At 46.5% G+C, this 14,454-nt stretch carries 16 protein-coding genes and 1 pseudogene; 15 read left to right on the plus strand and 2 right to left on the minus strand.

The features are described from left to right. Window positions 1-136: 136 nt before the first annotated feature. From AB1797_07905 to AB1797_07940, 8 genes are all read left to right on the plus strand, one after another. Window positions 137-265 carry a hypothetical protein gene (locus tag AB1797_07905; protein ID MEW5767537.1) on the plus strand — a complete coding sequence of 43 codons (129 nt, stop codon included), beginning with the start codon at window positions 137-139 and terminating at the stop codon, window positions 263-265. 658 nt (window positions 266-923) lie between these two features. Continuing rightward, window positions 924-1,400: a VIT1/CCC1 transporter family protein gene (locus AB1797_07910; protein ID MEW5767538.1), complete on the plus strand. Its 477-nt coding sequence runs from the start codon at window positions 924-926 to the stop codon at window positions 1,398-1,400. A 503-nt stretch (window positions 1,401-1,903) separates the two neighbouring features. Continuing rightward, entirely contained in the window at window positions 1,904-2,644 is a 741-nt protein-coding gene (locus AB1797_07915) for a cytochrome c biogenesis protein CcdA (GenBank protein MEW5767539.1), read from the plus strand. Window positions 2,645-3,115: 471 nt separating this feature from the next. Then, window positions 3,116-5,776: a DNA polymerase I gene (polA, locus tag AB1797_07920; GenBank protein ID MEW5767540.1), complete on the plus strand. Its 2,661-nt coding sequence runs from the start codon at window positions 3,116-3,118 to the stop codon at window positions 5,774-5,776. 7 nt (window positions 5,777-5,783) lie between these two features. Further along, entirely contained in the window at window positions 5,784-6,785 is a 1,002-nt protein-coding gene (gene galT / locus AB1797_07925) for a galactose-1-phosphate uridylyltransferase (GenBank protein MEW5767541.1), read from the plus strand. Between the two features lie 634 nt (window positions 6,786-7,419). Continuing rightward, window positions 7,420-8,394: an AmmeMemoRadiSam system radical SAM enzyme gene (gene amrS, locus AB1797_07930; protein MEW5767542.1), complete on the plus strand. Its 975-nt coding sequence runs from the start codon at window positions 7,420-7,422 to the stop codon at window positions 8,392-8,394. 134 nt (window positions 8,395-8,528) lie between these two features. Beyond that, window positions 8,529-9,212: a deoxyribonuclease V gene (nfi, locus tag AB1797_07935; protein ID MEW5767543.1), complete on the plus strand. Its 684-nt coding sequence runs from the start codon at window positions 8,529-8,531 to the stop codon at window positions 9,210-9,212. Window positions 9,213-9,228: 16 nt separating this feature from the next. Next, the gene (locus AB1797_07940; GenBank protein ID MEW5767544.1) at window positions 9,229-10,341 is read left to right on the plus strand and encodes a DUF362 domain-containing protein; all 1,113 of its coding nucleotides are present in this window, start codon (window positions 9,229-9,231) and stop codon (window positions 10,339-10,341) included. 41 nt (window positions 10,342-10,382) lie between these two features. Here AB1797_07940 and AB1797_07945 read toward each other — a convergent pair whose 3' ends face one another. After that, the gene (locus tag AB1797_07945) at window positions 10,383-10,508 is read right to left on the minus strand and encodes a hypothetical protein (GenBank protein MEW5767545.1); all 126 of its coding nucleotides are present in this window, start codon (window positions 10,506-10,508) and stop codon (window positions 10,383-10,385) included. A 367-nt stretch (window positions 10,509-10,875) separates the two neighbouring features. Here AB1797_07945 and AB1797_07950 point away from each other — a divergent pair, with 367 nt between their 5' ends. The 4 genes from AB1797_07950 (at window position 10,876) to AB1797_07965 (ending at window position 12,117) form a co-directional block, all read left to right on the plus strand. After that, complete coding sequence (locus AB1797_07950; protein ID MEW5767546.1) at window positions 10,876-11,163, plus strand: type II toxin-antitoxin system Phd/YefM family antitoxin; 288 nt, start codon at window positions 10,876-10,878, stop codon at window positions 11,161-11,163. 14 nt (window positions 11,164-11,177) lie between these two features. Next, the gene (locus tag AB1797_07955) at window positions 11,178-11,501 is read left to right on the plus strand and encodes a type II toxin-antitoxin system RelE/ParE family toxin (GenBank protein MEW5767547.1); all 324 of its coding nucleotides are present in this window, start codon (window positions 11,178-11,180) and stop codon (window positions 11,499-11,501) included. A gap of 33 nt (window positions 11,502-11,534) precedes the next feature. Beyond that, window positions 11,535-11,813: an acylphosphatase gene (locus AB1797_07960; GenBank protein ID MEW5767548.1), complete on the plus strand. Its 279-nt coding sequence runs from the start codon at window positions 11,535-11,537 to the stop codon at window positions 11,811-11,813. A gap of 67 nt (window positions 11,814-11,880) precedes the next feature. Further along, window positions 11,881-12,117 carry a hypothetical protein gene (locus tag AB1797_07965; GenBank protein ID MEW5767549.1) on the plus strand — a complete coding sequence of 79 codons (237 nt, stop codon included), beginning with the start codon at window positions 11,881-11,883 and terminating at the stop codon, window positions 12,115-12,117. Here AB1797_07965 and AB1797_07970 read toward each other — a convergent pair. After that, window positions 12,114-12,272 carry a GxxExxY protein gene (locus AB1797_07970; protein ID MEW5767550.1) on the minus strand — a complete coding sequence of 53 codons (159 nt, stop codon included), beginning with the start codon at window positions 12,270-12,272 and terminating at the stop codon, window positions 12,114-12,116. The two genes, AB1797_07965 and AB1797_07970, sit on opposite strands and share 4 nt — an antisense overlap. 477 nt (window positions 12,273-12,749) lie before the next feature. Here AB1797_07970 and AB1797_07975 point away from each other — a divergent pair, with 477 nt between their 5' ends. From AB1797_07975 to larB, 3 genes and pseudogenes are all read left to right on the plus strand, one after another. After that, a complete protein-coding gene (locus tag AB1797_07975) occupies window positions 12,750-12,941 on the plus strand; it encodes a DUF5678 domain-containing protein (GenBank protein ID MEW5767551.1) in 192 nt (63 codons plus the stop codon). Window positions 12,942-13,405: 464 nt separating this feature from the next. Then, window positions 13,406-13,546 (plus strand): annotated as a pseudogene (locus AB1797_07980) (tetratricopeptide repeat protein). Next, entirely contained in the window at window positions 13,519-14,319 is an 801-nt protein-coding gene (gene larB / locus AB1797_07985) for a nickel pincer cofactor biosynthesis protein LarB (GenBank protein ID MEW5767552.1), read from the plus strand. The pseudogene AB1797_07980 and the gene larB overlap by 28 nt, the downstream one beginning before the upstream one ends. Window positions 14,320-14,454: the final 135 nt, after the last annotated feature.

Here is a 14,454-nt window from a genome sequence, read left to right on the forward strand (position 1 = left end):
TTTTACCCAATTTGTGGGTAAGGATAAGCCCATCAAGGGAGGGGAAGCTCTTATGCCGACGCTGTCAGGACAAAAGGAGATGAAACTTAACCCATAGCGCTATAATCTGTAATGAGCTTACTTTTTTAACTTGATTTTGAGTAGATACGTGATTGGTAGCTTGATGCCAGGTAGTCTGGTAACCGCCAGACACCAGACTACCAGACATCCGGTGGCCAGAGGGCTATCCGTAAATGGCCGAAACAATGACCAAGGCCTGGGATAGATTTAGTATACACCCAAATCAATTGAAATGCAAAGGGGAAATTGACGCCAGGCCAAAAAACCGCCATTGTTTCATCCTGCTGGTAAATAACAGGCGATCGCTTTACAGTTTTTCGCAAGATTCGGGCGAAAGAAACCAGGTTTTTTTCGATTGACAAGCTACACTCTATGTGATATACTGATCGCTCTTAGGCTTTGTGAAAACACATGGTAGATGTCGTCTAGTGCCTGGCGGTCTGGTGGTCTAACAAATAGCAGGCTACCAGACACCAAGACACCAGACTAAAGAAAATCTTAGGCAAAAACTTTTCGACCTGTATGGTTAGGTTGTAGACTACTGACGCTGAAAGCGTCAAATTTTAAATAGCCGTAGATGCAAGCTACGGAAGATAAATACACCCGCAACGCTCGACCCTGCAAGGGTCGAATATTATTCATCACATAGAATTCAACCCTTTCAGGGTTGAGCTATGGTAGATGTTTCGTTTCCGCAGGTTTCACCTGTGGTTATGTAAAATTCAAACCTTTCAGGTTTGAGGAGAATTGCTTGTAATTCCTAACCGTACAGGTCGAAATATTGAACGGGGAGAAGGACGGTCAGGTAAATGGAAGTGGCCGAAAATAATGAGTCGGGGGCAAGACATTAAAGGAGGACGACGATGAAACATTCGCTGAAGACAGGATTTAGCTTTGGTTTAACCTCAGGGATAATCACCACGCTGGGACTAATTGTGGGTTTGCATTCCGGCACCCATTCAAAGGCGGTGATTATTGGCGGGATATTGACCATAGCCATAGCCGACGCCTTTTCGGACGCCTTGGGCATTCATATCTCGGAGGAATTTGAGAATAAACACACCGCCCAAGAGATATGGGCCTCAACCATCTCTACTTTTGCCACTAAGTTTATTTTCGCTATGACATTTATTATTCCTGTCCTGTTGCTTCCACTCGCCCCAGCTATTATGGTGAGTATAGCTTGGGGACTATCTCTATTGGGAATTTTTAGTTTCTACATGGCTAAAGGGCAAAAAATACCTCCTTGGATAGTAATCATGGAGCACTTGCTTATCGCCGTAGTAGTCATAGGTATAACCCATTATGTGGGTGATTGGATCGGCTCAATATTTTGTTAGGCACAGTCTTTACTGTCTGTGCGTAATGGTTCATCCCACTCAGGATGCTGTGATGTTCAAAATACAGATTACGGAAAGTGCGTTTGCTGATCTGGCCTATCTGAAGAAGTTCGAGTAAGTCATCATTTTGGACGCCATTGATAGGCAACTGGTCATGGAGCCAGAGTTAATGGAGTTATTGGATCAGCGGTCGGCAGAGGCCAAGACGTACACGTTGGAGCAGGCTAGAGAGAAGTTAGGTTTGCAGTAGCACTTTCTCAGCGCATGAGGACTGCGCCTAACATTGGTTCCAGCCGACACTCACCCTTGCGCTTTAAACTATCGTGTCTTGCCCGTGAAGGCGCCGGTGATTCAGGCGCGTTCTGCCGGTAGCGGCGGGTGGGCGCGGCTGAACCGGACCGTTAACTGGCTCACCTTCTTATCTTCCTTAAACCAATGACAGATACGCCTAACCGTTCAGTCGTCCTTTTTGCCGTAGTGAAGGTAAAGAGATAAGCAGTAAAATGAATAATGCACCGGAAGATTTAAGTTTGATTATCGCCTTTGCCGGCGGATTATTATCTTTTCTTTCCCCCTGTGTTCTGCCGATGATCCCTTCGTATCTGGCCTTTATTACGGGTCTCTCCTTTGAAGACTTGAGCGGCAAAGGAGAGGCCCGGTTAGGAATGAGAAGGCATCTCTTTCTTCATTCCTTCCTGTTTATCATTGGGTTCTCGTCGGTTTTTATTTCTTTAGGCGCTTCAGCTACTTTATTGGGTAACTTTTTGATCGAATACAGGGGCATAATTCAAATGGCCGGCGGGATTTTGATTATCCTTTTCGGCATCCACGTGACCGGAATTATCCAGATCAATTTACTCCAGAGAGAAAAGCGGATACATTTAGGGAATAAACCCATTGGGTATTTGGGCTCTTTTATATTCGGACTGGCCTTTGCCGCCGGATGGACACCCTGTGTTGGGCCTATCCTGGGATCCATCCTTATTTATGCCACCACCTCAGAGAATGTCTATATGGGATTTACCCTCCTGTCGGCCTATTCCTTAGGTTTAGGGCTTCCCTTTCTTCTTGTTGCCCTGGGACTGCCTACTTTTTTGACTCATTTTGGGTGGATTAACCGGCACATGAGGGCCATCTCGATTGGCAGCGGCCTGCTTCTCATCCTGGTGGGGATAATCATATTTACCGATAATCTCGGACTTGTTTCTGGTTATCTCACTGAATTTTTAACCCCGATGGAATGAGGGTGGAAGGAGTTAGGTGCAAGTAGCGTATAGTATTGCCCCGCCACATTGGCGTTATCCGCGAGGATGTTACGATGGCGGATGGCGGGTGGCGGACTGGCAAGTGTTCAGCCACAAAGACATTAAGAGCCTGTCTGAAAAGTTGATGCGTTAATCAGCCCCGTAGGGGCAAAATGTTTATAGTAGCCGTTTTTCTCATAAACCCAAGCTCCGTTAGGAGCGAAATGTTCAAGAAGTAAACTTAGCAAAGCGAACATGTCGCCCCTAACGGGGCTAAAAATAACGGTGGGCGTTCATGTCTATAAACATTACGTCCCTAACGGGACTTTTCAGACAGCCTCTAAGACACAAAGATTAAAGAATTATTTCCCCTTCGTGTCTTCGTGCCTTGGTGGCTGAACGGTTACCTTCTCAAAAACCAGGGTAACGTCCCCCTAAGAAAACTACTGTCTAAAGGGGGCAGGTATTACTATGAGCCGATTATTTCTTATTGATGGGCACGGGATTGCTTATAAGGCCTTTCATGCCTTGCCTCCCCTTTCCAATTCCAGAGGGGAAATGACTAACGCCGCTTATGGTTTTACTACCATGCTCCACAAGCTTATCAAGGAGGAGAAGCCGGACTATCTAGCGGTCGCCTTTGACAGCCCTGGCCCTACCTTTCGTCATCAAGCCTTTCCTTCTTATAAGGCCCATCGACCCTCCATGCCCCCTGAAATGCGGGGTCAGATCAAATTCATCGAAGAGGTAATCAGGGGATTTAATCTCCCCTGTGTCTTGAAGGAAGGTTACGAGGCCGATGACTGTCTGGCTACCCTGGCTAAAAGATATAAAACAGAGGTGGATGAAGTCATTATTGTTACGGCAGATAAAGATATGCTTCAACTGGTAGATGACAAAATAAAGGTGATGGCCCCGAAAAAGGGCGTATCCTCGATTGTTATCTATACCCCGGAGAAGGTTAAAGAGCAGTTTGGTGTTTCCCCTGAACTGATGACTGATTTCCTGGCCCTTACCGGGGATAAGTCGGATAATATCCCCGGCGTGGAAGGGGTTGGCTCTACCACCGCCACAAACCTCATTAATGAAATGGGCCCCCTCGAAGCTATTCTGGGTAGGGTAGATTCGGTTTCTCCTCCCAGGATACGCCAGGCTTTGATTCAGGCCAAGGAGGAAGTGATCTTAAGCAAGGGATTGGTAACCCTTGATTCGCACGTTCCCCTTGACCTTTCCCTATCTGAATGTCGGGTAGGCGAATTTGACCGGCCAAGGCTGGGTGATATCTTTTCCTACCTTGGGTTTAAGAGCCTCTTGAAGGAACTGCATCTGGCAGAAAAGGCCGCCAAGGCAGAATACAGGCTGATTGATTCTTCTGGTCAACTCAATGAACTGATTGATCTAATTACGGCGGCCCAGGAATGTGTCATAGATATCGAAACGACTACTTCTCAGCCGGCTACAGCCGAGCTGGTTGGCTTTGGAATTTCAGTCCAAGCCGCCCAGACATTTTATCTGCCAGTTGGTCATCACTACCAGGGAAGGGGCGAACAACTTGAAGAGGAAGATGTGATTAAGCGACTCCAGCCTATGCTGGAGGATGAGGGGATAAGAAAATACGGACATGATCTCAAGCCAATAGTCTTTTCCCTCCGCCAAAGGGGGATTGAACTCAACGGCCTGGCCTTTGATACCGGGATCGCTTCTTATCTCCTAAATCCATCCGGCAAACACGACTTAGAGACCGCCGCTCTCGACCATCTAGGAAAAGGGATGCCGTCCCTCAAAGAGATACTTGGTTCAGAGTCCAGCCTGGCGGCCATTCCTATTGAAGCGGCCGCTCAATATGCCGCCTTAAGAACCGAGGCCGTGTTCAGGCTTAAAGAAATCCTGGAGCCACAACTGAAAGGGCGTGAACTCTGGCCTCTCTATTCTGAAATCGAGATGCCGCTGGTCAAAGTTTTAGCTGAAATGGAAGAGAATGGGGTCAGACTCGACACAGGGTATCTGGCTCAAATGTCTAAACAGTTGGAAGGCAGGCTGGCCGAGATAGTCGAGAAGATCTTCTCTCTGGCCGGGACTTCTTTTAATATTAACTCACCCAAGCAATTAGCCCATATTCTCTTTGAAAAACTGGGCCTGCCGCCTCTAAAGCGCACCAAGACCGGCTATTCGACTAATGAGGAAGTGCTGCAACTCCTTGCCCTTCAACATGAACTGCCGGCGCATTTATTAGAATATCGTGAATTGACTAAACTTAAGGGCACCTACATTGATGCCCTGCCCAGACTAATCAACCCCAAAACCGGCCGGCTTCATACCTCCTTAAATCAGACCGTAACCGCCACTGGCCGGCTCTCAAGCAGTGAACCCAATCTCCAGAACATACCCATCAAAACAGAGTTGGGACGCCGTATCCGTCATGCCTTTATCCCTCTGGAAGACGGCCATCTTCTTTTAGCCGCGGACTATTCCCAGATTGAGCTGAGGCTCCTGGCCCATATCTCCAAAGATAAGGCCTTAAAACAGGCATTTGCGACCGGTCAGGATATTCATACTCAAACCGCTGCCGAGATTTATGGCATAAGTCCGGACAAGGTTACGCCGGCTATGCGTCGTGAAGCCAAGGTGATAAACTTTGGCGTGATTTACGGGATGAGCAGCTATGGGCTGGCTAAAGAATTGGGGGTTTCTCAGTCTGAAGCGGCTGAGTGGATAGATCGCTACTTTGGCATTTATCAGGGAGTAAAACAATATGTGGACCAGGTAATAACCGAGGCCGAGGAGAAGGGTTATGTGACTACCCTCTGGCAAAGAAGACGGTATTTGCCTGAGCTTAAGAGTAAAAACCGAAACCTTCGGGAATTTGCCCAAAGAACGGCCATCAATACCCCTATCCAGGGTTCGGCCGCGGACTTGATCAAGTTGGCTATGCTGAGGATTTCTCCCCAATTAAAGTCCAGGCAGGCTAAGATGATCCTCCAGGTCCACGATGAGCTTATCTTTGATTTACCCCCGGAAGAGTTAGAGGAAATGAAGAAGCTGGTAAAGGCAGGCATGGAAAAGGTGGCTGATTTATCTGTCCCCATAGAGGTGGAGATTAAAGTAGGTAGGAATTGGGGAGAAATGGAGTAATCCGACTATGCCGCAATTGCGAAAAGATCCGATCATTGGCCGATGGGTAATTATTGCTACGGCCAGAGCCAAACGGCCGCAGGATTTCAATCATTTGTCTGAGGAAAAGCCAGAAATAACGGCCGAAGGCCCTTGTCCCTTTTGCCCTGGCCATGAGCATCTCGATAAAGAGATTATCGCTTATCGAAAGGGAGGCCCGCCCAACAGTCCTAACTGGTGGGTCAGGGTTATTCCGGACAAGTATCCTGTAGTTAAGAGAGAAGGCCCGCTGAATAAATATGGGGAAGGAATGTATGATCGGATGGAAGGGGTAGGCTCCCACGAAATCGTGATCTGCAGCCCCGAACATAATATTACCCTGGCAGAACTCCCTGTTTCCCAATTCAGAGAAATCCTTTGGGCCTACCGGGAACGATTTCTGGCTTTAAAATTAGAGAAATACATTAAACATATCCTGGTAGTGCATAATTACGGCCGGCAGGCAGGAGGATGGATGCGACATCCTCACTCTCAACTGGTAGCCTTACCTGTTATCCCTAAAACCATCAAGGAAGAAACTGAAGGCGCCCGGAGATATTATAAATATAAGGAACGATGCATCTACTGTGATATCATCAGAGAAGAAATGAGGTCTCCCCAGGAGCGGGTAATCTTCAAGGATCATAGTTTTATTGCCCTAACGCCTTTTGCCTCTCGTTCCCCTTTTGAGGTCTGCATCTTACCGAGGAGACACAGCCCTTCCTTTGAGGAAATTAAGGAATCAGAGATAACTAAGCTGGCGGAGATTATGAAAAATATCCTGGAACAGATTAAAAACGTTTTGGATGATCCATCTTACAACCTTATCTTACACTCAGCTCCTTTTGCCAAGTCGCCTTTACCTTACTACCACTGGCATATAGAAATAAAACCGGCTTTAGTCCACCTAGCCGGCTTTGAGTGGGGCACAGGGTTTTATATTAATCCTACTCCACCAGAAGAGGCGGCTAAATACCTCAGGGGAGACTGACGGAAACTCTACTCAGGTAGATAGGCTGAAGGCTGACGTCCAATCATCTGCTCTGCATTTATTCCTAAAAGCCTTCAGCCTAAACACCTGCGTAGTTACACCGAAGCTTTTCTCTTGGTTAGGTCTATACTACTGTATTTTCTCCTTCGCCCCTGCGGGGCTTAATTAATTTTAAATCTAATCTTCCGTAGGTTGAAACCTACGGCTAACATACTCCAGCCCTTCGGGCTTTAATAATGATTCCTGAACTCCAGAGCCTGTCAGGAGCAGGTTCTATCAGAACTTGCCCTGATGAAAATCAGGGAACAGGTTTTATTAATATATCCTATTTATACGCCGAAGGCGTAAAGGAATTTAGCCGTAGATTTCAATCTACGGAATAATGGTATCCCATAAGGTCAAGCCCTGACAGGGCGTAGGAAAGATTTCAACTCATTGCTTATAATTCCTAACTGCACAGGGGGAAGGATTTGTTATCTTGAAGCTGCCTATTCGGAGAACAACCTAGTTCAAACGAGACATCAAACGACTTTTATGAGGCGGGAAAGATATTGAGAAGTTACTGAGTATTATTGAGGAACTTGCCAAAGGCCGGAAATTACTCCAGTTATGGCCGTGTTGAGTATAATTATCGATGGCTACTACGGTTCAGTGTCTCCTTTGTAAAAAGGAATGTAAATTAGTTGAAGGACAGCGGGGGGACTGCCGGGTGCGGGTCAACCTGGAAGACAAGTTGATGACCCTGGTTTACGGCAAGCCCTGCGCTGTCCATGTAGACCCCATTGAGAAAAAACCCCTCTACCACGTCATACCTGCCACCACTGCCTTTTCTATCTCCACGGCCGGCTGTAATCTTCATTGTAAATTTTGCCAGAACTGGCAGATCTCTCAGCAAGAGCCCGAAGAGACCAGGAATATCGATCTTCCGCCAGAGCAAGTGGTGGAATGGGCCATAAAAACCAACTGTCGAAGCATCGCCTATACTTACGCTGAACCTACTGTTTTTTATGAATATATGCTCGACACCTGTAAGCTGGCCCACCAGCACAGGCTCAAGAACCTGTGGATTACAGCCGGCTTTATTAACCAGGAGCCTCTAAAAGAGCTATGTCTTTATATGGATGCCGCCAACATCGATCTCAAGTCGATCAGAGAGGATTACTATAAGGACATCTGTTCCGCGGAGCTTAAGCCGGTTCTGGAAACGATCAAGACCGCCAAAGCTGCCGGGGTCTGGGTAGAACTCACCAACTTAGTCGTGCCTACCTTAAACGACAGTCGTCAAGACATCGAAGACCTGGTAGATTTTGTCCTTTCTATTGGTCTGGATATTCCTCTGCATTTTTCACGCTTCCACCCTATGTATCAACTTAAGAATCTCCCACCCACACCTGTTTCCACCCTTGATATGGCCAGAAATTCGGCCTTAAAAAAAGGGCTTTACTACGTCTATGTAGGTAATGTTCCCGGTCATGTAGGCAACAATAGTTACTGTCCTAACTGTAAGGGCCTTATTATCCAAAGGGAAGGCTATCTCATCCTCAAAAACATAGTTAATGAGGGAAGATGTAAGCTCTGCGGTTTCAAGATAGCCGGGATTTGGGATTAAGGCCATACCGCCAAACTCGCCCCGAAATCACCTTGTCTGGTAGAAACCTCTCCGTTCTCCAGTCTCAGCTCTCAAATGGTTCTTGACTGATAGATATTTCTGTGATAAAATAAGGGTTTAAGGTAGGAAAGTCTATGAAGTGGCGGAGGGTGCATCCCTTTAAGGTCTCACCGGCGGAGGCCAGACAAATCCAGGGCGAACTCAGAGAAAAGATATTCCTTGAATCCCCAAAACACCTGGCCAAACCAATCAAATTAGTGGCTGGGGCTGATTGTTCTTATGCCAGGAACGAAGCCACGATGTGGGCGGCGATAGTTGTTCTTGGCTTGCCAGGATTTGAGGTAAGGGAGGTCTCTCAGGTAAAGGAGGCGGCAGTTTTTCCTTACATTCCAGGGCTGCTAACCTTTAGGGAGGCTCCGGCCTTGCTATCCGCCTTTGAAAAATTAAGCCTGGAACCGGATGTAATCATGATTGATGGCCAGGGAATAGCTCATCCTCAGGGTTTAGGTCTGGCCGCCCACCTAGGATTCTTACTTGACCGGCCGACTATGGGATGTGCCAAATCAAGACTTGTCGGAGAATATGATGAACCAGGAGAAGAAGTGGGTGATTATTCTCCCTTGATCTATCAGGAAAAGATAGTCGGCGCCGTCTTAAGAACGAGAAAAAAGACAAAGCCGGTCTTTATCTCACCTGGATTTAAGATCAGCCTGGAGACGGCCTTAAAGGTAGCTACTGTTTGTCTGGCCGGTTACAGGATTCCAGAGCCTGTCCGCCGGGCGCATATCTTGAGCAACCGATACCGGGCTGGTAATTAAGGGGGAGATAGACAAGTTGAAGAGCCAGGTTTATTTTGCCTCAGCTAAGGTGATCAAGGGAAAGGGGTTACTGGAAAGGCTCAAGATAATTCTGAACAAATTAGGCCTTTCGGGTATAATAAATGAGGGTGAGGCGGTAGCGGTAAAGCTTCATATGGGAGAAGCCGGACAGACAAGATATATTCGCCCGGTATTTGCTCGCCAGGTGGTAGAAGAGGTTAAAAAAGCGGGGGGAAGACCCTTTGTGACTGATACGACCACTCTTTATCGGCATAAACGGGGCAATTTATTTGACTATCTAGAAACAGCCGCCTACCACGGATTTACCGCAGAGACTATGGGCTGTCCTATTATTATCGCTGACGGTTTGAAGAATACAGGCGTCGAAATAGAGGTAGCCTCGCCTTTGAGACTCTCCAGAATAAAGGTAGCCCAATATATCTATGAGGCCGATGGTCTGATTTCACTGGCTCACGTCACCTTTCATCCCTTTGTGGCCCCGGCTGCCTCGATAAAAAATATCGGTATGGGCTGTGCTACCAGGGAAAGTAAACTGGCCATGCATACCTCAGAGGCCAAGCCGGAATTTAAGGCCCAAAAATGCACGGCCTGCCGGATATGCCTGAGAATTTGTCCTGGCGAGGCCTTTAGCTGGGAAGATGACGAGATTCATTTTGATCCAACCAGATGTGTTGGCTGCGGAGACTGCATCGTTGAATGTAAAGGCGGCGCTTTGACGGTGCCCTGGCAGTCTCAGGCTGCTTACCAGGTTCAAAGGGGAACCATAGACGCTTACAAAGCCGTTGTTTCTACCTTTAATCCCGGCAAAGTCCTTTTTATCAACCTAGCCCTGGATATTACTGAATTGTGTGACTGCATTAATTACGCCGACATCCCGGTAATACCTGATATAGGTCTTTTAGCCGGAACCGATCCCCTGGCCGTAGATAAGGCCGGCTATGATCTGATACTCAAGTCGGCTGGCTACCCCGGCTCGAAGTTAGCCGATAGATCGCCCCAAGAAGAACCGGCGGAAAAGCTGACCGAGGGTATTAACGTGGCTCGATTTTTTGATATGGCTAAAGAAGCCGGGGTGGGGCAGATCGAATACGAGTTGATTGAAGTTTAAGACGCCCAATTTGTCTTTCGGATAGAATAATTGGTAAGCGTTCAGCCACTAAAGCACAAAGACACAACCTCGATCCTCGATCCTGGATGCTCGATCCTGGATACTGAATCCTTCACCAGCATCGAGGATCGAGCATCGAGCATCGAGCATCGAGCATCCAGCATCATGTGCTGAACGGTTACAATAATTGTAACCGTTCAGCCACGGATGCACACAGATGAAACACGGATTTCCGTGAACCGTGTCCGGGAGTCGTGTCCGTGATTAGGTTGTAGGGACAACCCTTGTGGTTGTCCGCCTATGGAACGGACAGGGACAAGCTCTGTCCCTACAACTCCGCCTTCTGTCCTCTATTATTTATCCGTGCTAATCCGTGTCAATCAGTGGCTGAACGGTTACCAAAATTTATTAGAAAAAATCCGTGAGAATCCGCCAAAATCTGTGTCATCCGTGTGCTATTCTATCATTCTCTTCGTGGCTTAGTGGCTTAGTGGCTGAACGGTTACGAATAATTAAAGTAGAGGAGGGAGTGCTATGAACTTTGAAGAGGATGTCAAGTCAGTGACCTACATGAAATCTCGATCAGCGGAGCTGTTAACTCAGGTAAGCGAAACACGTCGGCCTGTAGTTATTACCCAAAAGGGAAAGGCCAGAGCAGTGGTACAGGATATTACATCCTACGAAATGACTCGTAATGCTCTCCTGTTGCTTAAACTAATTGCTCAGGGTGAAGAGGATGTTCGACAAGGGAGGGTGGTAGAGCAGTCGGAAGTTATGAATCGGATCGAAGCTAAGATTAGGAGCTTTGAGGAATCAACATAAGTAAACAATATAAGGTGCGGTGGGCTTCTGTTGCGGAGCAAGACCTTACTCAAATTGTGGATTACATCGCTATGGACAGTGTAAAAAATGCGATAGCAGTCTTTAGGAAGATTAGGGATGAAGTAAATTCGTTGTCCACTTTTCCTGCAAGATGTCGGGTGGTTCCAGAACTACAAGCAGTAGGGATTGATTTTTATCGTGAATTGATTCTACGGCCTTATCGGATCATCTTTCGTAGTGAGGAAGAATCGGTTTTTGTTGTGGGGGTATTTAATGGACGACGAAATTTGGAAGATGTTTTGTTAGAGCGTCTTATACGCTATAGAATTGAGCGATGAGGGCGAAGAAACATGATGCGAAAGGGGTGAAGGATATTGAAGGTCAGAGCCCATATTTATGTAGAGGGCTTAGTCCAGGGGGTCTTTTTCCGCGCCTTTGTCAGGTCTTCGGCTATTAATGAAGGTGTTTTCGGTTGGGTCAAGAATCTCTACGATAGCCGGGTAGAGGCTGTGCTGGAAGGAGAAAAAGAGGCTATCAGTCGTGTTATTGACCAATGTCGCATTGGCCCCCCCTCAGCCGTGGTGAGACACGTAGAGGTTGCTTGGGAAGAATATACCGGTGAATTTAAGAGGTTTGGGATAAGGTATTAATGATTTCGGGCAGAGAAGAGCCCGAAGCTTGATACCCCCCAACAATTTCAGGAAGGAGGTTCTTTTAATGATTGCCCAGACTCTTAAGCAGGCAATGCAGGTATTCGATCCGAATAAGCCCCTGGAAAGCGATGAATATTATGTATTGCGGGAACATAATCCCTTAAAGAAAATGGAGGTTTATCTCTTGAACAATCCCGGATTTCAAAAGATTTTGTTTTCGGGACATCGGGGGTCGGGTAAATCTACTGAACTCAATAGACTTTTTGTGAGCGAGGCAATAACCTCTAATTTTTTCTCTTAATGAAGTCTCTGTCGTTCAAAATTTAGACCACGCAAATTGAGTTCATGAGAAAGGCATTCTTCGTGGGCTGACTCTAATAAACCAGGGACTAAATGCCTATGAACTTCTATTGCTGCCCCAATTATTTGCTCTGTAAGCGCCTTTTCTAAAATCATTCTCTGTGTCTCTGTGGTGAACGATTACAAGGAGAAGACATGTGACCGAAGAGATATATTGTCTGGTCAAAAGATGAAATTGACCTAAATGATGAATGGCAGAAGATATGGTATATTCAACAAGTCTTAATGTATGGGAGAGCAGAAGATATTGCCCAGCTTAATTGGGAAGAGATAAAGCTGCATCTAAATGTGCTTAACCTTTCTTTGGATGTGAGGAGATTATGGGAGGATTATTTCCGTGCTCAAGGGTAAAGGGATTATATCTGACCTTCAGAAGAGAATACTTAACTCTCTTAAAGATCTTTCTGATTTTTCTTATTTTTATAATCAGGGATTTTAGATTTTAGATTTGTGATCCCTGATTAAATCAGGGACAGCCCTGACCAATCTAAAGCCTGTTCCTGACAGGTTCAGGAATACGGGGCAGGAACAGGTTTTATCCGAGAGCGTTTCAGTTGAAAAAGGAGGTCTATTGTGGATCGTGTTTTATTAAAAGACGGTGTAAAATATGGTGGTCAATATGTAGCAATAAAGTCTTTCAAAGACAGAAAGGTTGTCAGTAATGGCAGTAGTCCAGGTGAGGCTTTTAATGAGGCAAAGAAAAAAGGTATAAAGGAGCCGGTAGTCTTTTATGTTCCCAAGAAAGGAATGGTTCAAATCTACTGATGCTACTCGAAAACTGTCCATTTCTTAAGCTCAATGAAGAAGACATCTTTCGTCCTATTCTTCCCATAAAGATCGTTAATCCACATACGGGGCGTTCATACGCCACTTTTGGTATCATAGATACAGGTGCTGACGAATGTGCTATCCCCGCAGGAGTCGCTTCTATACTGGGGCATAACCTGCAAGCAGGTTCTACAAAAATTATCTGTACAGGTAATGGGGAGACTATTGCATTTGCTCATACAACAAAATTTGTGAGATATATCATCCTTCATTTTTCGAGTGTGTTTACACAGTAGAGGACACTCCGATAGATTTCATGCCAAATCTGCATGTTGTTCTTCTTGGCGTAAATAGCTTCCTCAGTAACTTTGTCTTAAATATAGACTATCCACATAAAGTCTTTTCTATCAGGGAGAATTAGGTCAGAGAATTAGGGTCAAACCTCCTATGCCAGATGCCATACGAACTTAGGAAATGCTTATCGGGACAAATTAGACTATGACAGGGGAATAGAGAGTTATAAAAAGGCTATCTCTATAGAGGACAAAAACCTGAAACCCAAGGAAAGGACAGGTTGCCGTTGGAAATACGAGAGGTTTTAACGGACTTACTCGATAACAGAATAGATACCTTCCAGGCGGAGGAAGTAATTAAGGACCACCTCCGGTTAGGCGTCTGTGGTGATCTGGCCCAACTGGATCTTGGCCGGGAAAGGAGGGCCGGTCTGCCTGAAGCCGTATTTTGCCCGGGGAAAGAACCGGCCTGGGCCGCTCAAATAATGGTAAGGCTGGCCACTGAGAAAGGAAAGGCATTGGCTACCAAGGTTAGTTCCTCCCATCTGGAGAAGATAAAAGCGGCTGTCCCTGAAGGCTATGAACTGCATAACTTCGAGATAGCTAAAATGGTTGTTCTCCAAAAGAAAGGCCTTAAGCCACGAAACCCAAGGGGAGGCGTGGGCATCATTTCAGCCGGAACCGCTGACCTACCCATTGCGGAAGAGGCTTACGTGACGGCCGGCCAGATGGATTGTGAGGTCTACAAGGCCTACGATGTTGGGGTAGCCGGCATCCACCGCCTCTTTGAACCCCTTAACCAGATGCTCAAAGATGATAAAGTGGATGCCCTGGTGGTAGTAGCCGGTATGGATGGAGTTCTCCCTACGATGGTTAAAAGCTTAGTGGATATCCCTGTTATTGGTTGTCCGACTTCAGTTGGTTATGGGGTTAGTCAGGGTGGGGTATCGGCCCTTCACACGATGCTCTCTTCCTGCTCGCCTGGTCTGTCTGTAGTCAATATTGATAATGGGTTTGGAGCGGCCGCCGCCGCAGTATTGATCGCCAGACGCGTAAGTAAAAAGATAGAACATAGGCAATAAGTCCTGGAGACATGGGGGACGGTGGTGTAGAAAGCAAAAAAACATTTGACACATCAAATACCACAATGTATAATTGAACTATGCCAAGGAAACCTAAGATTAGATGCTCCCGGAGTTTTACATCATGTGATCGTT

Source organism: bacterium (assembly GCA_040753085.1).
GTDB lineage: Bacteria > UBA9089 > JASEGY01 > JASEGY01 > JASEGY01 > JASEGY01.

Excerpts from the sequence above, each read along its gene's own strand:
- AB1797_07915 (MEW5767539.1), top strand. The coding sequence starts at position 1,904 with ATGAATAATGCACCGGAAGATTTAAGTTTGATTATCGCCTTTGCCGGC.
- AB1797_07970 (MEW5767550.1), bottom strand. The coding sequence starts at position 12,272 with ATGATTTTAGAAAAGGCGCTTACAGAGCAAATAATTGGGGCAGCAATA.
- AB1797_07945 (MEW5767545.1), bottom strand. The coding sequence starts at position 10,508 with ATGATGCTGGATGCTCGATGCTCGATGCTCGATGCTCGATCCTCGATG.
- AB1797_07965 (MEW5767549.1), top strand. The coding sequence starts at position 11,881 with ATGATTGCCCAGACTCTTAAGCAGGCAATGCAGGTATTCGATCCGAAT.
- AB1797_07910 (MEW5767538.1), top strand. The coding sequence starts at position 924 with ATGAAACATTCGCTGAAGACAGGATTTAGCTTTGGTTTAACCTCAGGG.
- AB1797_07950 (MEW5767546.1), top strand. The coding sequence starts at position 10,876 with ATGAACTTTGAAGAGGATGTCAAGTCAGTGACCTACATGAAATCTCGA.
- galT (MEW5767541.1), top strand. The coding sequence starts at position 5,784 with ATGCCGCAATTGCGAAAAGATCCGATCATTGGCCGATGGGTAATTATT.
- polA (MEW5767540.1), top strand. The coding sequence starts at position 3,116 with ATGAGCCGATTATTTCTTATTGATGGGCACGGGATTGCTTATAAGGCC.
- amrS (MEW5767542.1), top strand. The coding sequence starts at position 7,420 with ATGGCTACTACGGTTCAGTGTCTCCTTTGTAAAAAGGAATGTAAATTA.
- nfi (MEW5767543.1), top strand. The coding sequence starts at position 8,529 with ATGAAGTGGCGGAGGGTGCATCCCTTTAAGGTCTCACCGGCGGAGGCC.